Annotated in this window: 22 protein-coding genes; 11 read left to right on the top strand and 11 right to left on the bottom strand. The window is 70.5% G+C overall.

Annotated elements, in window-relative coordinates:
• Nucleotides 1–415: alpha/beta hydrolase family protein (locus ACFKCF_RS40895; RefSeq protein ID WP_394500715.1), on the top strand; the 415-nt coding region annotated here is incomplete at its 5' end.
• 25 nt (nt 416–440) lie between these two features.
• Here the strand turns inward: ACFKCF_RS40895 and ACFKCF_RS40890 are convergent.
• Nucleotides 441–1,331, bottom strand: a complete 891-nt coding sequence (locus ACFKCF_RS40890; protein ID WP_394500714.1) for a helix-turn-helix transcriptional regulator — start codon at nt 1,329–1,331, stop codon at nt 441–443.
• Between the two features lie 94 nt (nt 1,332–1,425).
• Between ACFKCF_RS40890 and ACFKCF_RS40885 the strand changes: the two genes are divergently transcribed.
• A complete protein-coding gene (locus ACFKCF_RS40885) occupies nt 1,426–2,307 on the top strand; it encodes an SDR family oxidoreductase (RefSeq protein WP_394500713.1) in 882 nt (293 codons plus the stop codon).
• An 11-nt stretch (nt 2,308–2,318) separates the two neighbouring features.
• Here ACFKCF_RS40885 and ACFKCF_RS40880 read toward each other — a convergent pair whose 3' ends face one another.
• Nucleotides 2,319–2,807 (bottom strand): MarR family winged helix-turn-helix transcriptional regulator, encoded by a 489-nt coding sequence (locus tag ACFKCF_RS40880; RefSeq protein WP_394500712.1) that lies wholly within the window; start codon nt 2,805–2,807, stop codon nt 2,319–2,321.
• 58 nt (nt 2,808–2,865) lie between these two features.
• Between ACFKCF_RS40880 and ACFKCF_RS40875 the strand changes: the two genes are divergently transcribed.
• The 4 genes from ACFKCF_RS40875 (at nt 2,866) to ACFKCF_RS40860 (ending at nt 6,199) form a co-directional block, all read left to right on the top strand.
• Complete coding sequence (locus ACFKCF_RS40875; protein WP_394500711.1) at nt 2,866–3,456, top strand: TIGR03086 family metal-binding protein; 591 nt, start codon at nt 2,866–2,868, stop codon at nt 3,454–3,456.
• A gap of 22 nt (nt 3,457–3,478) precedes the next feature.
• Nucleotides 3,479–3,895, top strand: a complete 417-nt coding sequence (locus ACFKCF_RS40870; protein ID WP_394500710.1) for a RidA family protein — start codon at nt 3,479–3,481, stop codon at nt 3,893–3,895.
• Nucleotides 3,896–4,097: 202 nt separating this feature from the next.
• Nucleotides 4,098–5,471: an MFS transporter gene (locus ACFKCF_RS40865; RefSeq protein ID WP_394500709.1), complete on the top strand. Its 1,374-nt coding sequence runs from the start codon at nt 4,098–4,100 to the stop codon at nt 5,469–5,471.
• Nucleotides 5,472–6,007: 536 nt separating this feature from the next.
• Entirely contained in the window at nt 6,008–6,199 is a 192-nt protein-coding gene (locus tag ACFKCF_RS40860) for a hypothetical protein (protein ID WP_394500708.1), read from the top strand.
• A 532-nt stretch (nt 6,200–6,731) separates the two neighbouring features.
• On the opposite strand, the gene ACFKCF_RS40855 is transcribed toward ACFKCF_RS40860, so the two are convergent.
• The 3 genes from ACFKCF_RS40855 to ACFKCF_RS40845 form a co-directional block, all read right to left on the bottom strand.
• Nucleotides 6,732–7,058, bottom strand: a complete 327-nt coding sequence (locus ACFKCF_RS40855; RefSeq protein ID WP_394500707.1) for a hypothetical protein — start codon at nt 7,056–7,058, stop codon at nt 6,732–6,734.
• Nucleotides 7,059–7,588: 530 nt separating this feature from the next.
• On the bottom strand, nt 7,589–8,599 hold the full coding sequence (locus tag ACFKCF_RS40850; RefSeq protein WP_394500706.1) for a phosphotransferase enzyme family protein: 1,011 nt from the start codon (nt 8,597–8,599) through the stop codon (nt 7,589–7,591).
• Between the two features lie 139 nt (nt 8,600–8,738).
• Nucleotides 8,739–9,008: a hypothetical protein gene (locus ACFKCF_RS40845; protein WP_394500705.1), complete on the bottom strand. Its 270-nt coding sequence runs from the start codon at nt 9,006–9,008 to the stop codon at nt 8,739–8,741.
• Nucleotides 9,009–9,152: 144 nt separating this feature from the next.
• Here ACFKCF_RS40845 and ACFKCF_RS40840 point away from each other — a divergent pair, with 144 nt between their 5' ends.
• Together ACFKCF_RS40840 and ACFKCF_RS40835 are read left to right on the top strand one after the other, a co-directional pair.
• The gene (locus tag ACFKCF_RS40840) at nt 9,153–10,085 is read left to right on the top strand and encodes an NADP-dependent oxidoreductase (protein WP_394500704.1); all 933 of its coding nucleotides are present in this window, start codon (nt 9,153–9,155) and stop codon (nt 10,083–10,085) included.
• A 10-nt stretch (nt 10,086–10,095) separates the two neighbouring features.
• The gene (locus ACFKCF_RS40835) at nt 10,096–10,581 is read left to right on the top strand and encodes a luciferase family protein (RefSeq protein ID WP_394500703.1); all 486 of its coding nucleotides are present in this window, start codon (nt 10,096–10,098) and stop codon (nt 10,579–10,581) included.
• A gap of 430 nt (nt 10,582–11,011) precedes the next feature.
• On the opposite strand, the gene ACFKCF_RS40830 is transcribed toward ACFKCF_RS40835, so the two are convergent.
• The 5 genes from ACFKCF_RS40830 to ACFKCF_RS40810 form a co-directional block, all read right to left on the bottom strand.
• Nucleotides 11,012–11,440, bottom strand: coding sequence for a hypothetical protein (locus tag ACFKCF_RS40830; RefSeq protein WP_394500702.1), 429 nt, complete (start codon nt 11,438–11,440; stop codon nt 11,012–11,014).
• A 359-nt stretch (nt 11,441–11,799) separates the two neighbouring features.
• Complete coding sequence (locus ACFKCF_RS40825) at nt 11,800–13,260, bottom strand: multicopper oxidase family protein (protein WP_394500701.1); 1,461 nt, start codon at nt 13,258–13,260, stop codon at nt 11,800–11,802.
• Nucleotides 13,261–13,355: 95 nt separating this feature from the next.
• A complete protein-coding gene (locus tag ACFKCF_RS40820; protein WP_394500700.1) occupies nt 13,356–15,206 on the bottom strand; it encodes a histidine kinase in 1,851 nt (616 codons plus the stop codon).
• Nucleotides 15,197–15,802, bottom strand: a complete 606-nt coding sequence (locus ACFKCF_RS40815) for a DNA-binding response regulator (protein ID WP_394500699.1) — start codon at nt 15,800–15,802, stop codon at nt 15,197–15,199. Before ACFKCF_RS40815 ends, ACFKCF_RS40820 begins: the two co-directional genes overlap by 10 nt.
• Before the next feature lie 389 nt (nt 15,803–16,191).
• Nucleotides 16,192–16,701: a nuclear transport factor 2 family protein gene (locus ACFKCF_RS40810; protein ID WP_364746666.1), complete on the bottom strand. Its 510-nt coding sequence runs from the start codon at nt 16,699–16,701 to the stop codon at nt 16,192–16,194.
• A 122-nt stretch (nt 16,702–16,823) separates the two neighbouring features.
• Between ACFKCF_RS40810 and ACFKCF_RS40805 the strand changes: the two genes are divergently transcribed.
• Entirely contained in the window at nt 16,824–17,762 is a 939-nt protein-coding gene (locus ACFKCF_RS40805; RefSeq protein WP_394500698.1) for a LysR family transcriptional regulator, read from the top strand.
• A gap of 42 nt (nt 17,763–17,804) precedes the next feature.
• Nucleotides 17,805–18,605 carry a hypothetical protein gene (locus ACFKCF_RS40800; protein WP_394500697.1) on the top strand — a complete coding sequence of 267 codons (801 nt, stop codon included), beginning with the start codon at nt 17,805–17,807 and terminating at the stop codon, nt 18,603–18,605.
• 96 nt (nt 18,606–18,701) lie between these two features.
• On the opposite strand, the gene ACFKCF_RS40795 is transcribed toward ACFKCF_RS40800, so the two are convergent.
• A complete protein-coding gene (locus ACFKCF_RS40795) occupies nt 18,702–19,388 on the bottom strand; it encodes a TIGR00266 family protein (RefSeq protein ID WP_394500696.1) in 687 nt (228 codons plus the stop codon).
• 259 nt (nt 19,389–19,647) lie between these two features.
• Here ACFKCF_RS40795 and ACFKCF_RS40790 point away from each other — a divergent pair, with 259 nt between their 5' ends.
• Complete coding sequence (locus tag ACFKCF_RS40790) at nt 19,648–21,045, top strand: rhodanese-like domain-containing protein (RefSeq protein ID WP_394500695.1); 1,398 nt, start codon at nt 19,648–19,650, stop codon at nt 21,043–21,045.
• The last annotated feature ends 288 nt before the right edge of the window (nt 21,046–21,333 follow it).

The following is a 21,333-nucleotide window of genomic DNA, read 5'->3' as shown; positions in this document are numbered from 1 at the left end:
CGCCGAGCGCGTGAAACTCGTCGGGCTCAGCCTCGGCGGCTACTACGTCGCGGAAAGCGCCGCCCGCGAACCTCGCGTCGCGGCGGCCGCCACCGTCAGCGGCCCCTTCCGGCTGCGATGGGACGGCCTCCCGCCCCCCGTACGGGATCTGCTCGTCCAGCGCGCCGGCGGCGAGGAAGCGGCCCGCCGCTTCGCCGGCCTGGTGGACCTGTCGGCCCTCGCCCCGCGGATCGCCTGCCCGCTGCTGGTGGTGGACGGCGGCCAGGACGTCATCCCCGGCGTGACCGACGGCGAGCCGCTGACCCGCCTGGCACGGCAGGGGCAGTACCTGCGTATCCCACACGGCGATCACCTGCTCGGCAACGCCCGCCCCGACTGGCTGGCGGCGGTCGCCGACTGGATCTCCGCCACGTGATCAGCGGCAGGGCCGCCGAGCAGCGCTATGACGCTCCCGGGGATGGCGTGTGGGGCTCGGGCCGGGGGTGTGCCCGCTGCTGCGGCGCCGTCCAGCTGGTGAGGAGCTGGAGGGCCTGGGCGGTCGGGGAGCCCGGTTCGACGTTGTAGACGCACAGGGTCTGGTCGGCGTCGCCGGGCGCCTGGAAGGACTCGTAGGCGAAGTGGAGCTCGCCGACGAGGGGGTGGTGGTAGGTCTTGGCGCCGTGGGTGCGGCGCAGCACGCGGTGGTCGTTCCACCAGGTGGAGAACTCGGGTGACTTCAAGGTCAGCTCGCCGACGAGCTCGGCGAGCTGGCGGTCGTCGGGGTGGCGGCCGGCCTCCAGACGGAGGACGGCGACGGTCTCGGCGGCGATCCGCTCCCAGTCTCCGACGCGTTCGCGGGCCTGCGGGTCCAGCAGGTAGTAGCGGGCCAGGTTGCGGCGGGGCGCGGGCAGGGCGTCGAAGTCGGTCAGCACCTCGCGGGCCAGGCGGTTGGAGGCCAGGACGTCGGCGCGGCGGCCGAGGACGAAGGCGGGCACGTGGTCGAGGGTGTGCAGCATCAGGTGCAGACCGGGCCTGACCCGCTGCGGGCTGACCGGGGCCCGGCGCGCGACGGCGGGGCGGATCAGCAGGTTGGTGAGGTGCTCGCGTTCGGAGGGGTTGAGCTGCAGGGCCCGGGCGAGGGCCTCGACGACCTCGGGCGACGGGGAGCCGCCGCGCCCCTGCTCGAGCCGCGTGTAGTACTCGGTGCTGACCCCGGCCAGACGGGCCACCTCGTCGCGGCGCAGCCCGGGCACCCGGCGGGTGCGCCCGTCGGCGGGCAGCCCGGCCCCCTCAGGGGTGATCCCGGCGCGCCGCGAGCGCAGGAAGTCGGCGATGTCGCTGCTTCGGTCCATGTCTCCAGTGTGGCCAAGCCTGGCACGACCGGCCGTCGCCAGGGTGGCCCTGACAGTACCAGTTACGCGGAGACCAGCCTGGTGAGGGTCCGTTTTGGCGGCCTACGAGGCCCTGGCGGGTGATGTCCTGATGGAGGAGCTCGCGGCGATGCGCGCCGCGGCCACCTGTCATCTCACCCACCTTTGGAAGGTACGCACCATGACCACGCAGATTTCTGCCCGTCCCCTCACCGGCCGCGTCGCGGTCGTCACCGGCGCCTCCAGCGGCATCGGCGAGGCGGCGGCCGAGCACCTGTCCGAGCTGGGCGCCCGCGTCGTCGTCCTGGCGCGGCGCGCTGAGCGGTTGGACGACCTGGTCGCCCGGATCGAGAAGAACGGAGGCCACGCGCTGGCCCTGGCCGTCGACGTCACCGACGCGGCGGCGGTGCAGGCGGCCGCCGACCGGGTGGCGGCCGAGCTGGGCGGCGCCGACCTGCTGTTCAACAACGCGGGCGTGATGCTCCCCGCCCCGATCGAGGAGCTGGCCACCGCGCAGTGGCAGCGCCAGATCGACCTCAACATCACCGGTCTGATGAACGCCATCGCCGCGTTCACTCCCCAGCTGGTGAAGGCCGCCGCCGAGCGCGGAGTGGCCGATCTGATCAACACCTCGTCGATCGCGGCCCAGAACATCTTCCCGAACTTCGCCGTCTACTCCGGGACCAAGGCATACGTCACCCATCTCTCCCGCCACCTGCGGGTCGAGCTGGGCGCGAAGAAAGTACGGGTCTCGGCGATCGAGCCGGGCATCGTCGAGACCGAGCTGCAGAGCCACGTCACCGACGAGGGGGCCCGGGCGTGGCTGGAGGGCGCCAAGGGGACGATGGAGTGGCTCACGCCGCAGGACGTCGCCCAGACCGTCGGGTTCCTCGCGAGCCTCCCGCCGCGGGTGAACCTTCAGCAGGTCACCATCATGCCCACCGGCCAGCCCAGCTGACCGGCCGCTCCTCAGCGGTCGTGAGCCGCGTTCGACCGCTGAACGGGCCGGCGGTCGAGCGGGGACCTCTCGGTGATCTGCTCGCGGGGCAGCTGGTAGAGGGTCTGCAGGGCGCGGAGGAAGCCGTGACGGTCGGCCGCGGGCAGGCGGGCCAGCACGCGCTCCTCGTTGGCCTGGATCTCGGCCCGCACCGACCTGCGCACCTCGCGGCCCTCGGCGGTGATCGTGAGGATCCTCGCGCGGCGGTCGTGCGGGTCGGGGTCGCGGGTGATCAGCCCGGCCGCCTGCAGCTTGTCGAGGGTGCCGATGATGCGGGTCTTGTCGGCGCCGATCGCCTCGGCCAGAGCGGCCTGGGTACGTACGGAGCCGTCGTCCAGGGCGCCGAGCACGGTGTAGCCCCACATGGAGACCCCGTGCGCCGCCAGCACCGGCAGCTCCGCCGCGATGAGCGACTGCAGGAGAGGATGCAGCATCTCGGCGAGATCGCGGCGGGCCGTCACAGGTCCACGATATTCGGTTGACAGATAATAAGCACATGCACATCATATGCGAATGCATATGAAAGAGCATATTGTGGCACTCGACGCGCAGGCCGTTCGCGCCAGCGTCGAGCTGGCGGATCGGGTGCGGTCCGCGGACCTGTCCCGCCCGACGCCCTGTCTCGGATGGACCGTGTACGGCCTGCTCGCGCACATGGCCACGCAGCACTACGGCTTCGCCGCGGCGTCCAGGGGGGACGGCGATCTCGCCCGGTGGAAGCCGCGTTCCCTCGGCGACGATCCCGTGGCGAGCTACCGCGCCTCCGCCGAGCACGTCATGGCGGCCTTCGCCGCCGACGGCGTGCTGGAGCGCATGTTCCCGCTGCCCGAGTTCGCGAGCGGGAGTCCCTTCCCCGGGGCGCAGGCGATCAGCTTCCACTTCATCGACTACGTGGTGCATTCCTGGGATCTCGCCAAGGCGCTGGATGCCGAAATCGACTTCCCGCCGGACCTGCTGGACGTCGCCCTCGCCGTTGCGCGAGCCGTACCCGGCGGGGAGGCACGTCTCGCGCCCGGGGCGGCCTTCGCGCCGGCGCTCCCGTGGTCAGGCGGGTCGCCTCTGGATGAGATCGTGGCAATCCTGGGCCGCTCGCCGAGCTGGCCCAGCTGAAATCTTCGGAATGGAGTACGGAATGAGCAGCAGCGTCAGATTGATCCGCAACCACCAGCTCGCGCAGCAGGTGGACTACGCCTATGCCGCGGTCACCGACGCGCCGGTGCGCTCCATCTGGGTGGCCGGCGCGTGTCCCCTTGATCTCAACGGTGAGATCGTCGCGGTCGGCGACTACGCCGGCCAGGCGCACCAGGTGATGCGCAACCTCGTGACCGCGCTGGAAGGGGCGGGCGCGTCGCTGACCGATGTCGTCAAGACCACCGTCTACGTGGCCTCCTCCCAGCAGAGCGATCTGGGCGCGACGTGGGAGGTGTACCGGGAGTACATGGGCGAGCACGACGTGCCCAGCACCTTGCTCGGCGTGACCGTGCTCGGCTACACGGACCAGCTCGTCGAGGTCGAAGCCGTCGCCGTGCTCCCGTCAGCGAACGACTGAGCCGGCCGGAGCTCCCGCGCTGATCGTGACGTCGCCTCCTTGCAGGAAGATCGGCCGGGTGCTCCTGAGCCGAGCTTGTGGGCTCGGGGAGCGGGCGCACTTCCGATCAGCCCTGCGCCTGCAAGGCCACGGCTCGTCCTCTCGCGAAGCAGCGGGGAGGTTGCTCAATTTCCGGTTTCGCACCGTCTATACCCTTGCCGACGTGGGATTCCAGAGAGGGTTGGCCTTACTGGTCGCCGGCACGTTCTTCATGGAGATACTCGACGGCACGGTGATCACCCCCGCCGCGCCGCATATCGCCGCGGAGCTCGGGATCGCGCCGATCGACGTCAACATCGCGATCACCGCGTACGTGCTCACCATCGGGGTGCTGATCCCGATCAGCGGCTGGCTGGCCGACCGGTTCGGCCCGCGCCGGGTGTTCACGACGGCGATCGTGCTGTTCGTGGTGGCCTCGCTCGGCTGCGCGCTGGCCCCGACGCTGCCCGCGCTCACCGTCGCGCGGGTGGTGCAGGGTGCGGGCGGGGCGCTGATGGTGCCGGTCGGGCGGCTGGTGGTGCTGCGGACGACGGCGAAGGCCGATCTGGTCCGGGCGATCGCGTACCTGACCTGGCCGGGCCTGCTCGCGCCGGTGCTGGCCCCGGTCGTCGGCGGGTTGCTGGCCGACTACGCGTCCTGGCGGTGGATCTTCGTGATCAACGTGCCGCTCGGGCTCGCGGCGCTCGTCGTGGCGCTGCGGATCCTGCCCGACCTGCGCGCCGACGCCCCCGACCCGCTGGACCGCCCGGGGTTCGTCTTCATGGCGGTGGGCGTCGCCGGGCTGATCGTGGCGCTGGAGGGGCTCGGCTCGGGCTTCGGCCCTGCGACGGCGGTGGCGCTGCTGGTCGCCGGCGCAGGTCTGGGGCTGGCGGTACGGCACCTGCTGCGCACCCCGCGCCCGATCGTCGACCTGCGGATCCTGCGCGTAACGACGTACCGGATCACGGCGGCGAGCGGGTCGGTCTATCGCGGCGTGATCATCGCGATCCCCTTCGTGCTGCCGCTGCTGTTCCAGGTGGGTTTCGGCTGGCCGGCCGCGCAGGCGGGGCTGGTGGTGATCGCACTGTTCGTGGGGAACGTCGGGATCAAGCCCGCCACCACGCCGCTGATGCGCCGGCTCGGGATCCGCACCGTCCTGCTCTGGTCGATCGTGATCGGCGCCGCGTGCCTGGCCGGGATGGCGTTCCTCGAGCCCACGACACCGCTGCCCGCGGTCCTCGCGCTGCTGCTGGTGAGCGGGATCGTGCGATCGACGGGGTTCACCGCGTACAACAGCGTGGCCTTCGCCGACGTGGACCAGGGCCGCATGAACCACGCCAACACGCTGCTGTCGACGCTGCAGGAGCTGGGCGCGGGCCTCGGCGTGGCGATCGGCGCGCTGCTCGTACGGCTGGGCGAGGCGATCCCCGGGGTGACAGGCGCCGCCGGGCCGTACCGCGTGGCCTTCGTCCTCCTCTCGATCATCTTGGCGCTCCTGGCGATCCCCACGCTCCTTCTCCCCCGAACCGCCGGCGACGAGGTGACCGGCCGCGCCTAGGGATGTCGACCATCCAGACCCAAGCCTCGATTCCGCAGCCGGCACGAATGGCAACAGCGAGTCGTCTGCGGTCGATGTGCGGGTGCGGCTCGGCCAGCGGCGCCAGGGCGTCCTCGATCCATGTGATGGCCCTGCCTTGTCGCAGGACTGGGCGGGCGTCGCGCGGAGTCTGTGGTTCTTGATCCAGGGACAGCCGCAGCGCGGCTCGCAACTGCGGCTCCCATCTACGCAAGATCTCCGTCTGCTCGGCCATGACCAGGTCGAGGCGGGCGTGGACGTCATCGGGTGCGTCCTGGTCGAGCAGATCGGGCCGGTCGATGGCCGGTATCGCGGCCAGGAGCAGCTCTTTTTGGTTGGGGAAGTAGCGGTATGCCGTGGTGCGCAGCGACCAGCGGGCGAAAGGCCGGCCAAGCTTCACCGGGCGGGTGGTAGCCGTCGTGACGAGGCGATACCCGCACCCGGTCCCCGCCGGCCGAGGCCAACAGCATCATCGCGCGCCGATAGCGCACCGAGTTGGTGCCGGCGCGCACGGCCAGATGAGCGGACCGTGGCCGGCCTTCCTGCTCGGTGTGGGCGCCGAGGCGAGCGTGCGCGGCATTCTGGCGGGAGTCGAGGTGTCCGTGCGCAAGCCGGAGGAACCGCAACCCGGTATCTCGGGCACGGTGACAGGGCATGCGGCCGCGCCGGTCGAGGCGACCGGAGGTGATGAGCGTGCCGACGCCTCCTGACGGCCTGCTCGGCCGCCTGGCGCGGGCAGCCCGGCCGCGCCGCCCCTGGCTGCGGGTGACCGTCTCGCCCTGGTGGGCCCGGGTCCTCCTCGCCGCCGGCGCGCGCCCGGGCGCCCGTCTACACGCTGACCGCCGGTTTCCCTCCCTTGCGCAGGACTGGGCTTTGGAACTGCCGCAGGGGTCATCGCATTGCCGTGGCGATGCCATGCACTACGGCGTTCCCGTGGGCGAGGCTGGTTCAGTGATGCCCGCGTGCGGGCGGGCTGGAAAACTTCGATCTCGATGGCCAACACGCCGAGCGATTCCTTCCCTGGGCCGTTGATGCGGCGGATGTTGGCCAGTTGCTGCTCGCGGGGGCTGTCAGGTTGAGGTTGGCGGCGCCTTCGGCGTCGAGCATCTGCTCGACGCCGGTGTGGCGGGCCACCCGATTGACGCAGGTAAGGGCGCCATCATCCTGACAGCCCGATCACGCTCGCTGGGGCAGATCACCGACGCCCCTGTTCGAGGCAGGAGGTCAATACCGCCGCAACGTCTAGCAGTAGCTGGCGCCGTTGAACTTGCGCGGCGCCTTGGGCACGGTGCTGGAGATGGTCTGGCCGGGGTCGACGGTGAAGCAGCGGCTGTCGGCCCCGTACGACCAGTCGATGCGGTAACGCATCCGGACGCCGCAGTCGTTGCGGGCGTAGCCGGTCTTCTTGGCCCAGCCGCTCTTCTGCCAGATGACGACGCAGGCGGGGGTGTTGCCCTGCGCCTTGGCGGTGTCGGCGACGGCGCCGGTCGAGGTGGCCGTCAGCATCGCGATGGAGGCCGCACCGCCGATGGCCAGGGCGGTGAGCGACTTACGAAGCTTGATGCTCATCGTCGTCTTCCTCTCGTGTGTTGTGGCTGATGAGAGGAAGGTAGGTGCGGCCGTGTTGACTCCATGTTGAGGATTCGTCAATGCCTCTGGGAGGCCCTCGCGCCAGTGCTGCGAGCGGGCCCTCCGCTCCCGACCGAGGGCCCGCTCGCGGTGCCGTGGCCAGGAGTCGAGCCCGCCGGGGTTTCGGCGCTCTCCTGGTGCGGCCCCGCCACGCGCATGCGGAGACCGGTCCGGAAAGTCCCGAAACCCTTCCCCTTCCAGGGGAGCCCGGCAGGAAGAGAGCCCCCGGTTATCGGCGGTAGCCCAGTGACGCGGTCCTCAACGGATCTCCACCAGCACCAGGGCGCCTGCCAGCTGTGGCCCACCCAGCGATCGTGAATCCCTTGATCACGCATGAGTTCTGGCGCCACCTCGGGTTCAGCCGAGATAACAGGAATTCCGGCCATGAGCGAATCTTGAACTCGCTGAGCTGGGCAAATATCGGGATGCCGAGCTCTGCCGCAGGAACTCGCGCCGGCTGTAGTTCTGAGTCACCCGTGCCCGCCGGCGGCCGCGAGTGACCGGAGCTTTCCGCCGTTGGCGTCGAGCCAGCGGGTCGAGTCCTCCAGCTTGCGAATTCGGTCGACGACCTCGTCGAGCTGCGCCTTCCCGTCCAGCCAGAGACCCGCCCGCCACAGGACGCTGCCGACCGCCCGGGCCAGGAGCAACCTGGGCAGCGCGTCGGCCTCGGCGGCGTCCAACGGGCGGATCGAGGCGTACCCCCGCAGAAAGGCCGCCGTGCCGGGCTGCCAGTCGGGCATCTCCAGGGCCCCGCTGTAGAACAACGCCGCCATCACCTCCTGGACAAGAAAGCCGACCCCGGCGAACTCGAAGTCAAGCAGCCCGCTCACCTCCCCGCTGTCCTCGTCGACCAGCACGTTCCAGGCCGCCAGGTCGCCATGGATGACCTGGGTCGGCAGCACGCCACCGCCCGCGAGCCACTCCTGCCCGACACGGCGAGCCACGGCGTCGAGGCGGGCGGCCCGCTCCGCGCTGATCCCGGCGGCGCGTAGCTGACGGCAAAGGCCGCCGACGTGCGGTATGGCGGGGTGCGCCAGGAGAGGGTCTCCGCGCCAGTCCCCCAGCCCGTCTTCTGGCGGTACGCCCAGCATCGCCTTGCCGAGCAGCCCGGCCGCCCGGCCGAAGCGCTCGAGTGCCGACTGGCCCGTGAGGTCGGGCCGCACGCCGGGGATCCACCGGCAGACAGTGGCGGGTCCGGCCGCGGTCTCGATCACCGTGTCTCCGCTGCGCGCCGCGACTGGCTCAGGCACCTGGAAGGGAAGTCCGGCTTGCCGTAGCCGCTGCAGGATCCGGTGCTCGGCGCCGACCTGCGCGGCGGACAGGGTCTGGCTGACCCGGAGCACGAATCTGAGGCCCCCCTGGCGGAGCACAAACGTCTGGTTGTTGGTCCCCTGCTCGGCGCGGTTGATCGTCGTGCCCGGGGGGAAACCCCACGCTGCCAGCAGCCCGGCCATGAACTCCAAGTCGGCGGGCGCGGTCATGCGCCCATTCTGGCGGCATGCCCAGGCCGGCGGGCAACCGGTTATAGGCCCCTGTCAGAACAAGAGGCACCAAAGGGCTCCAGTTCTGGCCACCAGCCGGGGCCGCGCTTCCCAGGGGTCGGGAAGCCGCGGCACCGCTTCATCCACGGAGGCCACCGTCGAACTCCTCATCGCCGGCGTGGCTCGACAACGATAAGTTCTCGAAAGCTGCGTGGTAGACGATCAACGGTGACATGGCAGTCATCGACTGGGGGTAGGCCCGCCTTTGGTTCGACGCCGGCATGTCCCCCGTCCGATGCGGCAGGAAGTCCGCCAACGCCTGCGACAGCGGCTCAAGCATGCCGCCGATCGGCGCCCGGAGCACGGACGCGGCGGCCGCCAGCGCGGTGGGCGGGTCGGGCAGGTGCATGAGCCTGATGCTAGGTGATGCCCGGCAGGCGGGACGCTGCCCGTTCGGGCAGCAGATGCCGCCCGAACGGGCGGTGAACGGGAGGACGGGTGGCGAGCAGGCTTTCACCCGTCCGGTCTTCCACCTTTGCAGGAGTCACTGATCATGAAGGCCCTTGTCGCCTCCGCCTACGGCCCCGTGCAGCAGTTGCGCATCCGCGACGTGCCCGACCCGTCGCCCGGCCCCGGCCAGGTGCTGGTCCGTGTGGAGGCCGCCGCGCTCAATCCCATCGACGTGAAGCTGGTCACGGGTGAGCTGCGCACGATGTACCCGGTGACGCATCCGTTCGTGCCCGGTGTGGACGCCACCGGCGTGGTGGCGGCCGTGGGAGAGGGTGTGACGCGGTTCGCCGCCGGCGACGAGGTGATCGCCTACGCCGGCGCCGCTTCGGGGACGATCGCCGAGTACGTGCTGGTCGGCGCGGGACCCGGCCTCGTCCACCGGCCGCGCGCTCTGCCCACGGCGCAGGCCGCCGCGCTGCCCATGGCGGCGATGACCGCGCACTGCGTGCTGGCCGCCGCCGCGCTCCAGCCCGGCGACGACGTTCTGGTCATCGGCGCGACCGGCGGCGTGGGCGCGTTCGTGGTCCAGCAGGCCGCCGAGCTGGGCGTGCGCGTGCTGGCTACCGCCGCACCCGCCGACACCGCCTACATCCGCGCGCTCGGCGCGCACGAGACCATCGACCACACCGCCGTCGACACCCTGGCCACGGCCCGGCGGAGCCAACCCGGCGGGCTGGACGTGGTCATCGACCTGATCAACGCGGGTCCCGCGCTCGTGGCCACGGCAGGGTTGGTGCGGCCCGGCGGCCGGCTGATCTCCACCCTGTACGGGCCTGAGGAGGCGGGCGGACTCGTGCCCGTCTACGTCCGGATGGAGGCGTCGATCGGTGACCTGCCGCGGCAGGCCGAGCAGGCCGCGGCGGGCCGGATGAGCATCGAGGTGGCCGCGACCTACCCGTTCGACAAGTCCGCGCAGGCCATGTGCGATCTGGCCGAGAGCCGGCACACACGCGGCAAGATCATTATCACTTTCTGAGGAGTTCGTCATGCTGTCACAGGCACTTCCCGCTCGCGCCGGTGTCCGTCCGCGTACCGGCCCGTCCGTTCCGCACGTCCAGCTCAGCCAGAACAGTCCCGACGAGATCCGCGAGCAGCTCAAGCAGTGGATGAGCACCGAGCTTCCCGGCACCCGGATCAAGCCCAGCGAGATCTCCGAGCCGGGCTCGCTCGCCTTTTTCCTGGAGGAGGACGCGGCGCCGCCTCAGGGCGCGGTGCTCCTGCCGCCCCGCCTGGTCGCCGAGTTCGCCCACGTTCACGTCGACGGCAGCCTGCATCTGGCCCTGTCACAGCAGGACCAGCGGGAGCTCATCGACAAGGGCTGGGGCGAGCGCCACCCCCTGTACTCGCCCACCGTCAACGTGGTGATGCTCTACGGTCCCCGCACCGACGAGGAACTGCGGATCGCCAAGGCTGTGATCAATGCGTCGTACCGCTACGCCACCGGTCACGACATCCCCGGCTACACCCGCTGACACTGACCCCCGAAGAACTTACGGGGAGGACCTTTAGGGAGAAGGCGGATTTGCGCGGCCGTGAGCGGACGACGACGCGGACGGGCTCCCCATCCGGCCCGACGGCTTCGATGTCCTGCTGGGTCGTGTCGAGGTGCTTACTGCCCCAGGAGAAAGCCCCAGCACGACGGGCAGGAGTTCGTCGCCGGCTTCGGTCAGCTCGTATTCGTGCCGCAACCGCGAGCCTTGTCCTCATCGGCGACCGTCAGCTCGCGAAAGCCGGGGAACCGGGAGAGCTACTTCGGGGCTGGTTGCGCCGACCCGAGTGAGGGCCTGCGAAAGCCCAGAGTTCACGCGAACTGAAGGTTCTTCGGGGGGAACTCGCGTGGGTTCGGCATCTCAAGGCCTGTTCGCCTCGTGGGTTTCAGCGCACTGAACGTCGCGAAGGGTGTCAGCGGAGAGCGGCTTCGAGCGCGTCCGGCAGGGCAGTGTCGGTGATGACCAGTTCGTCGCCCAGGTTGAGGATGCGCACCTCGCCGTGATCGAGTTCGAGCCGGAGGCCGATCTCCGTCTCGATCCGGTGGTCGATGATGCGGTGAACGGCTCGGATCGACTGGCCGATGAATCGGCTCATCAGACAATCGTCTGGGGCGGGACCGACGGTGACCTGGCCGTACTCGTCCATGTCATAGGAGTCGTGTGGTCGGTCGAGCGTGAGCTCGAGCGAGGCGTCGGGAGCGGTGTGGAAGCGGACAGGGCCTAGATCACTCATGTGCAACCACATGTGCACCAGTGAACTGTGGTCGGCGCTGGGGTGGGTGTGCCACGACACCGTCACCTGGAGCAGCCTTCGGCTGACAAGCTCATCAGCGAAGATCACGACGCCTATGGTGTCACGGAGGTTCGGACGTTTCCGCAGCGGCCTGCAGGAGGTGGCGGGCGGCGTCGGCGTAGCGGATGGCGGTCTTGTCGTCGATGCCGAACACGGCAGCCAGATGCAGTGGGTCGGGGCCTCTTCGAGTTGGCGGTCGATGCGAAGGCGCTCCAGGGTGGCGGTCAGGCCCGGACGTCGTTGGTGACCCGGAGCTTGCCGACCGGGGAGTTGTCCATCGCGGTGTGCTGGGTGAGCAGCAGGTGGGGGTTGGCGGTCCTCGGCCGTGTGCTGGCCGAGGCCTCGCTTGACCGGCACGGTGAGGCCGTCGGGCACCAACCCTTGTGTTCCGGCGGTTCCTGAGGGTGCTACATCGTGTGGTGGGTGGCGATCGTGCGGGGCACCTGGTTCTCGGTGCCGGGTTTCACGATCACGAACTGTCCCATCATGCCGGAGTCCTCGTGCCGGAGGATGTGGCAGTGGTACATGTACGGCGTGGCAGGATCGGTGAAGCGGCCGAACTGGACGGCGAGCCGTACCGTGCTCTTGGGGGGCACGTACACGGTGTCCTTGTGGCCCTGCGCGTAGGCGGGTGGCTTGTTCCCGTCCACGTCGAGCACCTGGAACGCCACCTCGTGGATGTGGAAGTTGTGGCCGTAGACGGTGTTCTCGATCTCCCAGATCTCGGTGGCTCCGGCGGGGACCACCTCGTCGATGCGTGACAGGTCCATTTCCTTACCGTTGATGGCGTCGTGGCCGTTGAGCCGGAATCGGCGGACCTTGGCGTCCGGGGGCACGTTGATCGGGGCGATGTCCGCCAGACGCGCCGGCAGAGGCCGGGAGGTGGCCAGTCGCGGTGCTGCGACGATCTTCAGGAGGTCGAAGTCGCCCTCGTCGATGTCGTCGGATCCGGAGACCGTGCGCAGGACGACCTGCTCGCCGGCGGCGAAGGCGACGACGACCTCCATGCGCTCGCCCGGTGTCAGGGAGATCCGGTCGACCGGTACGGGTGCGGCGAGCAGCCCCTGGTCATTGCCGACGACGTGGAAGGTGCGGCGGTCGGAGAAGGAGAGGTGGTACATGCGGGCGTTGGAGCCGTTGAGGAGCCGGAAGCGCACCCTTTCGGTGGTGACGTTGAGGAACGGGTCGTAGGTGCCGTTGACGAGCATGTGGTCGCCCAAGATGCCGAAGGTGCCCTTGAGCGGGTCGCCTGCTTGAGAGCCGTCCGGAGCGAACTTCTTGTCCTGCAGGATGAGCGGGACATCGTCGACGCCGTACGTCGCCGGCAATCCCGTCGTGGCGTCGTCGTCGACGATGAACATGCCCGCGAGCCCGCGATAGACATGCATGGCCGTCGTGCCGTGCGGGTGCGGGTGGTACCAGGAGGTGGTGGCGGGCTGGTCAAGAGTCCAGTGCGGCGTCCACGTGGTGCCCGGCTCGATCGGCTGGTGCGGTCCGCCGTCCATCTTCGCCGGCAGCCGCATGCCGTGCCAGTGTACGGTGCTGGTCTCCTCGAGCCGGTTGGTGATCGCGACCTGGATCTTGTCGCCTCGGGACGCCCGGAGGGTAGGCCCGAGGTAGGAACCGTTGAACCCCCAGGTTTCGGCCGGCGCGCCGGGCAGGATCGCGGTCCGGCCGTGCTGCATGGTCAGGTCGAACCGTCGCACTCCGTCCTTGCCCACCTTCGGCTTCAGCAGCGGTGGGACGAGCAGGGCGTTGCGGAAGGCCGGCTTGCCGGCCGGCCGGACGGCGCCGGGTTGCGAGTCCGCGCCGCAGGCCACGGTGACACCCCAGAGGGCGGCCAGCGTAAGGAATTGTCGGCGCTTCATCCCGTCCACGTGCATCAGTCCGATTCAGTCGATCTTTGTCGTCGCTGAGCAGTGTGGACGCCGGGCGGGCTGAACGGACAGTCGCCGGATTCACCTTACGGAATGAGGATTTCATGATCGGCCGGCACTTCCGCGCGGAGCTCGAATCGGCCCGGCGTGCGCGTGGTGACGAGCGCCCCGGCAGCGGCGTCAAGGCGGACGCGCAGATTGTGCAGGCCGCTGCCGCCTCCCTGCGGGCCGTCCCCTCGGGGGCCGGCCGCCTGTGGGTCGTCGGGCACTCCGTCGTTGACGACGCGCAGCCGTACCCTCCCGCCCTCGGCAGCCACCTCGATGAGGCATTCGGCGGGCGTGCTGTGCCTGAGCACGTTGGTGATCGCCTCGCGCAGCACCACCGCCAGCAGCGCGTCCACCTCGGCGGGGACGGGATCGGCCGCGACGCGGACGCGCGCACCCGCCGACTCCAGCGCCTCTCTCGCCGAGGCCAGCTCGCCCGCCAGCGACAGGTGTGCCTGCGGACCGCTCAACCGGGTCACTTCGGCGCCCGAGGCGCGTGCGGCCTCGGCCAGCAGGGCGAGCTGCTCGGTCGCCCGGGGCGGGTCGGTGCCGAGCAGCCGCAGCACCAGCTCCCCGTGCAGCGTGATCGCGGTCAGGCCGCGCCCGAGCAGGTCATGGACGTCCCTGCCGACCTTGAGCCGTTCCTGGAGCGCGGCCATCTCGACGAGCTGCGCGCGCGTCCGCCCGAGTTCGGCGACGAGCGCGGTGAGCCGGGTCAGCCCGTAGACCGCCAGAGCCATCGAGAGCGTGCTGCAACCGAAGTACACAGCGGTGACCGGGTCCCAGCCCAGCACACCGCTCACGACGCTGCCCCCGGTGATGGCCGCGCACAGTGCCCAGGAGACCGGTGCCGCCACGTAGAGCAGCACCAGCCCGCCGAGGAAGCCCGACACGATGAGGCCGGACTCGCCGCCGAGCGCCACGGGCAGGTAGGTCGCCACGGCCTGCAGCGCCAGCGTCCATGCCCAGCCTCGCGTGCGACCGCCGGAGCGTACCGCAACCAGATGCCACAGTTGCAGGCCGAAGGTCACGGGCAACAGGAAGAGGCCGGCCCTGTTGCCACCGAGCCCATCGACGGTGCCGGCGGTGGCGTTGAGCACCGCCTGCCCCATGAAGATGAGATGCACCACGACGAGCATCGGCGTGGCCAGCCGCACGATCGGCCAGTCGTGGGCGGGGAGCGGGGCGGGGGCCGGGGCATGGGTGGCGGGCAGGGAGCGCACCTGGTCGAGCGTCTGTCGTGCGATGGCGAGCGCCTGCGCAACCAGTCCCCTGGCAGCCTGCCCGTCGTCCGGTCCGTTGTGGCGCCGGGCCCGTTCGGCCAGCGTCTCGATCGCCGAAAGGGCGGTCAGCAGCAGGTCGCGGGTGTGGCGCCACAGCCGGAGTCGTTCGACCTCTTCGACCCGGGCGGCGAGCTCGCCGCGCTCCTGGCGCACCCTGCCGAGCAGGTCCGCGAGGTTGCTGAGCCCGTACAGCATCAGGCCCAGGGTGATCGGCGCGACGGTCATGTGGTAGATGTCGACGGGCTCGCGCCCCAGCAGGACTCCGACGACGCCCTCCAGGGCCGCGATCAGCGTGAAGAGGGGCCAGGCGAGAGGGCCCCTGACGACCAGGAGCACCGAGCCCGCGACGAAGGCGGAGGCGCCTGTCCACCAGGCTTGCGGCGTGATCAGCAACGGCAGGTAGTTGCACACCGCTTGAGTGGCCAGGAGCGCCCATCGGGGAAGCCGCCGTCTGCCCGGCAGGGAGATCGGGAGCTGGAGGAGGGCGACCAGCGTGACGCAGGCGATGACCAGAGTGGCGTCCGTGCCCCGGTCGAGGTGCGACGTCACCCGGATCGCCCAGGAGACGCACACGAACCAGACGAGCACGCCGGCAGGGTTCAGAGCCACCCGGCGTCCGTGGCGATCCGTACGGCGTGCAGCCGGTTGCGGGCGTTCAGCTTGGTGACGATCGTGGTCAGGTAGTTGCGTACGGTCCCCAGGGACAGATGCAGCTGCTGGGCGATCTCCGCCAGCTCGGTCCCTTCGGCGAAGCGGCGCAGCACGTCGAGCTCGCGTTCGGTGAGCGGGCTCTCCATCACCTCCAGCGCGGCCACGGCGAGCTGGGGATCGATCACCCGCTCCCCCGCCGCGACCCTCCTGATGGCGTCGGCCAGCCGGTCCGGCGGGGCGTCCTTGACCACGAACCCGGACGCCTGGGCGGCGAAGGCCCTGCGGACGTTTCCCGGGCGGCCGTAACTCGTCACGACCAGCACCCGGCATCGCGGCACCCGCCTGCGCAGCTCGGCCGTGGCGGTGAGCCCGTCGACGCCGGGCAGCTCGACGTCGATCACCGCCACGTCCGGCGCGTGCTCCAGCGCCCTGGGCACGATCTCGTCCCCTGTCGCCGCCTCCGCGACCACCGTGATGTCGGGTTCGAGGTCCAGCAGTGCGACCAGTGCCCCTCGGACCATGTGCATGTCCTCGGCGAGCAGAACCCGGATCATCCATCGCCCCCAAGCATCAGGACCCCCACTTTCGCCCCATTTCTACCATCTCGGGAGATCTTCACTTTCGATCATGAAGATTTCACCCGTGGCGATGGGGGCCGGGGCTCACCGTCCGATTCTCGTCACCCTTACGCCGGCCGCCGTCCGGGCAGCCGGCGGATGCTCTCCTGGAGCTCCGTACGGGCCAAGGCAGCACCCTGGCAGCAGTGCGGACCGTGGCCGGAGGCCAGATGAGGACGGGCGGTCGCGTTGACTTGGCGCCGCATGGTCCCGACGCCGGTGGGGGTGGCCGCTTGTCGGTGCTGACCCAGGCCAGTCCGATGAGCGCCATGTCCTCGGACGAGAGTGCGCAATCTTCCTCCGATCTCGGTGGCAGGGGGCGCTCGTCAATTGCCGAAGATCGCGGTCGGGTCGCCGGTGTACCAGGCGTTGTCGATGCGCACGCGGCGGATGACCCAGCGCTCGCCGTCGCGGACCAGGTCGACGTCATAGGGGTTCTTCAGCAGGGCGAAGACGGCGTGGTCGGCGGTGAGCAGATGCTGGGCCTCCACCAGCGCCGTCAGCCGCGCGGTGTCCCCGTCCACGGCGATGCGGGGATTGGTGACCTGGTGGGTGGTGTCCACCCGCCCGGTGAACATGGTCAGGACGGTGTCGACGATCGTGTCCCGCCCGGACATCACCGGTGGCCGGCCGCCCCACCTGGCGGCGGCGGGGCGGAAGTCGAGGTCCGCCTCGGCGGCGAAGGCGGAGGCGAACAGCGACCTGTCCTTGAGGTCCTGACCCAGGCCGAAACGGTACAGCGCGTCCAGGATCTCGGCGCGGTCCCGCAGTTCCCGTGCCAGTGCGTCCGGGTCGTCCGCCGGGGTGGAGACGGCGTGGTCGGCGGTGACGTACATGATGTGCTCCTGTGCAGGTCAGAGAGTGTCTGGCGGGCTCTACTCTCGTCCCGGGGCGAAGGTCTGATCAACGCGGCTCTATGGAAGGATCGTGAAGCGACAGTTAATGATCCGGAGGTGACATGCTCGAACGGCATGAGCTGGAGGCGTTCCTGACCCTGGCCGAGGAGCTGCACTTCGGCCGTACCGCCGAGCGGCTGCGCGTGTCCACCGCCCGGATCAGCCAGACGATCGCCAAGCTTGAGCGCCGGACCGGGGTGCCGTTGTTCACCCGTACCAGCCGCCGGGTCGAGCTGACCTCGGTGGGGCGGCGACTGTATGAGGAGGTCCGGCCCGCCTGGGACCAGATCGCCGCCGCGTTCACGCGCGCGATCGACACCGGTCGCGGCCTGACCGGCACCTTGCGGGTGGCCTTCGTCGGCGCGGCGGGCGGGCAGTTGCTCGCCGGGGCCGCCGAGCTGTTCCGCCGGCGTCTGCCGGACTGCGAGGTTCAGCTTCGCGAAGCGCAGATGGTCGATCTCATGCCCTGGCTGCGCGACGGGCGGGTTGATCTCGCGCTGGGCACGTTCCCCATCGACGAGCCGGACATCGTCACCGGCCCGGTGCTGGTGTCCGAGGCACGCATGCTCGCCGTGGCGTCCGGGCACGCGTTCGCCGGTCGTACGTCGGTCTCGCTCGAGGACCTGGCCAGGGTCAAGCTCCTCCAGCTTCCGGACACCCTGCCCGTCTCGCTGCGAGAGGACCGCACTCCCCGTGCCACGCCCTCCGGACGGCCGATCGAGCCGGGCCCCGCGGCCTCGACGTTCAACGAGATGCTCACCCTCATCGGCGCCGGCCACGGCGCCTTCCCCGTCGGAGCCCAGGCCAGGCGCTACTACGCACGCCCCGACGTCGCCTACGTCCATATCGTTGACGCCCCGCCCCTGCGATGGGGGCTGCTGTGGCGGGCCGACGGCGCCACCGCCCGGGTCCGCGCCTTCGCCGAGGCCGCTCACGACCTGGTCACCGTCGGCGAGCCGATGCGGCGCGGCGCTCCCCGCGATCAGCTTCCCGATGGCTAGGCGAACACCTATCATGATCATCCGCCCGGCGAGAGGCTGCTGATGCTCCGTGCCCTGGCCATCCTGGCCGCCACCGCGCCGCTGTTGTCCTCCATCCTGCGGCTCGAATCCTGCGGCTGGTTCTCCTACAAGGTGATGGAGCCGGGTCCGCTGGAGATCGCCGTCTGGTGGAGCGCCGGCTACGCCTCGACGCTGCTGCCCCTTGTGCTGGCGTTCCTCGCGCTCTGGGCGCCTCGGCAGTTCCCGAAGGTCGGTGCGATCTTCGCGGCGGCGACGCTGGCGCTCCACGCGCTGACCCTCGTCGTCCCCTCCACCACCCCCTGCGGCCAGAAGAGTGGCGAGTGGTACGTGATGGCCTGCTACGCGGTCGCCGCCATCGCCCTCCTGCGGACCCGCCCGGGACACCGGCTGCCGATTCCGCGGGCGGCCGCCTGGAGCGCCGTCGTGCTCCTCGTGCTCGGCCGCGCCTTGGACCGGAACTACTCCTCCGACGGCATCGTCGGCTGCTGGGCGCAGCTGCGGGGTACGTGGGCGCAGACCCAGATCCACCTCGACACTGCCGAGGCCCTCTACATCTGGGTCTGCCTGGCCGCCATCGGGGCCGTGCTGGCCGCGCATGCCAGCGCGTCGCTCGTCGGTCTGGTGCTGCTGGTACCCGGGCTGTTCCAGCCGGTCGCCTGGTTCCTGTCGTCCGCGGCGCACGAGTGCTCCAACACTCTCGACCTGTTCGCCTGGCCCCACCTGGTCGCGGGGGCGCTGGCCCTGCTCGCCGCTCGCCTGCCCGGCCGGGGCGGTCCCGGAACGACCCCGGAGCGGGAGCCTGCCCAGCCACACGCTTCTTAGATGACCCATTGTCAGCTTCGGCGCCAGCGTTGCGCATGGGTCGAGCTCTCGTTCCCGTCCGGCGCCCTCCCGGCAGCGACGATGAGCCGCGGCGGGTCAGGCGCGCTCGAAGGGCAGCACTTCCGTCAGGTGAAGGATCAAGGCCCCAGGGTTCCTGGTCTGCGTCATGATCCTGCCCGGCCCGGTGAACTCGAAGACCAGACCTTCGCCCGACTTGAGCGACTGGACCGTCTTGCCTTCGACCGCCCGGCGCAGATTGCTCTTGACCGTCTCGTCGTAGGCGACCAGGTGTCCGGAGTCCACCACGACCTGCTGCCCGACTGCCAGCTCCATCACGTCCATCGCGCCGTAGCAGCCGAGTACGACGACGCCATCCCCCTGCGCCTTGATGAGGAAGCCGCCCTCGCTGCCGATGAGGTTGGACATGCCACCCCACTTGGTGACGATCTCCACGCCGTCACTGGACGCGATCCACGATCCGCTGGTCATCAGCAGCGCGTTGTCGCCTCGTACCTCGACGGCCTGGACATCGCCCGGCAGGTGATGAGCCACATCCACCCAACCGCCACCTTCCGGAGCGGTGTAACGAGTGGTGAACAGCGACTCCCCGCCCAGCGCCGAACGCGCCAGCCCGCGCAGCAGGCCGCCCTCCATCTTGGCCCGGAGCTGGACCCCCGCACTCGTCGCGTACATCGCGCCCGACTCGACCCGCAGGGTCTCCCCGCCGTCCAGGTGACAGCGCGCGACCGCGAACGAACCAGGGTGACGGATCTCGGTCTTCATGTGCCCCTCCATCCCGATCATCTTGTCCGGAGCGACTCTGCTGGACGGCCGCACATGATTCGTTGACAACGCGTAGACGCTCCGGCCTCGCCGAACCCTGAGGCCTTGGGGCCTGGGCGCGGCCCAAGGGGGGCCCGGCTCGGATATACCTATCGGGGGTATATTGGGCGCGGAGGTCGCGCTTTCGTGACCGCTTGATCCGTGCGGGCGTGGGCAGCCGTGTCGATACCCCCTGGGGTGTTCGATGAGGAAAGGAGACATGGACATGACGATCCAGGTCGAGGTGATCGAGACCTCTTCCCTGGGGGATCGCAGTTACCTGGCCCACGACGGGCACGTGGCGGTGGTGATCGATCCTCAGCGCGACATCGACCGCGTCCTCACCCTGGCGGGTCGCCTGGGCGTGCGCGTCACCCATGTGGTGGAGACCCACCTGCACAACGACTACGTCTCCGGCGGTCTGGCGCTGGCCCGGGTGAGCGGGGCGGCGTACCTGGTGGGCGGGGACGAGGAGGTCGGCTTCGAGCGCGTGCCGGTCGCCGACGGGGATCGGATCGCCGTCTCCGAGCTGATGTGGCTGGACGCGGTGGGCACGCCGGGACACACCTTCCACCACCTCTCCTACGTACTGGCCGGTCCGGGCGGGCCGGAAGGGGTGTTCACCGGAGGGTCGCTGCTGTTCGGCGGGACGGGGCGTACCGACCTGCTGGGCGCCGAACACGCCCGCGCTCTGGCCCGCCATCAGCACGCCTCCGCGCGGCGGCTTTCCGGCCTGCTGCCCGACGGCGCGCGGCTCTGGCCCACGCACGGGTTCGGCAGCTTCTGTGCGGCAACGCAGTCCGGCGCTTCCGCCTCGACCATCGGCCGGGAGAAGGACGTCAACCCGGTGCTGCGGATGGAGGCCGACGACTTCGTCGCCCACCTCCTGGAGGGCCTGGACGCCTTCCCCGCCTATTACGCCCACATGGGCGCGCGCAACGCCGCCGGCGCGGAGCCGATCGACCTGACCCCGGTACGGCCGGCCGACAGCGCCCAGCTGCTGGCTCGCCTGCGGGCGGGCGAATGGGTGGTGGACCTGCGCTCGCGCAAGGCGTTCGCGGACCGGCACCTGGCCGGCACGCTCAGCTTCGGCCTGGACGGGCCGATGGCGACCTGGCTGGGCTGGCTGGCCCCTTGGGGCACACCCCTCACGCTGCTCGGCGAGTCGGCCGAACAGGTCGCCGCCGCCCAGCGCGAGCTGGCCCGCATCGGCATCGACCGCCCGGCCGCCGCCGTGACCGGCACCGTCGAGCAGTGGGCCGGGCACGACCAGGACCTGATCGCCGAACTGGCCACCGCGAGCTTCGCCGACCTGGCCGCCGCTCGCGCGGGCGAACCGGCCGGTGGCCCACCCGTTCTCGACGTGCGGATGGGCAACGAATGGCGGGCCGGGCACGTGGCCGGAGCCGTTCACATCCCGCTGCCCGAGTTGCCGGGGCGCCTGGCCGAGGTGCCGGAGGGAACGGTGTGGGTGCACTGCGGCAGCGGCTACCGGGCCGCGGCGGCCGCGAGCCTGCTGGCCCGCAGCGGCCGCCACGTGGTCCACATCGACGACGCCTACTCCCAGGCCGCCGACGCCGGCCTGCCCATCACCACCCCTGACGAGGAGCCCTCCTGACCACCTTCGGCGCGCGCCTCGCCGGGATCCGGCGACCCGCCGAGTGGGCCGGTCGGCGCGCACCCTGGGAACGGCGGTGCTGGTCGGCCGGGGGCGTTGCAGAGCGCAGCTGGAGTCACGATTTCCCGTAAAACGGTGTTCAGTCACAATGGCACCGCAGGAATAGCCTGCCTCGTCTGTGCCGCGGCCCTTGGGCGTGGAAGCGACGGCCCCGATTTTTTGCCCTCTTCCAGAATCCCGTGCAGGCACGGCATTTCGGCGCCGCCAAGGCGCCGACACCCGCAAATC

Source organism: Nonomuraea sp. JJY05, assembly GCF_043496855.1.
Classification (GTDB): Bacteria; Actinomycetota; Actinomycetes; order Streptosporangiales; family Streptosporangiaceae; genus Nonomuraea.
This window is presented reverse-complemented; position numbering and strand designations above follow the sequence as displayed.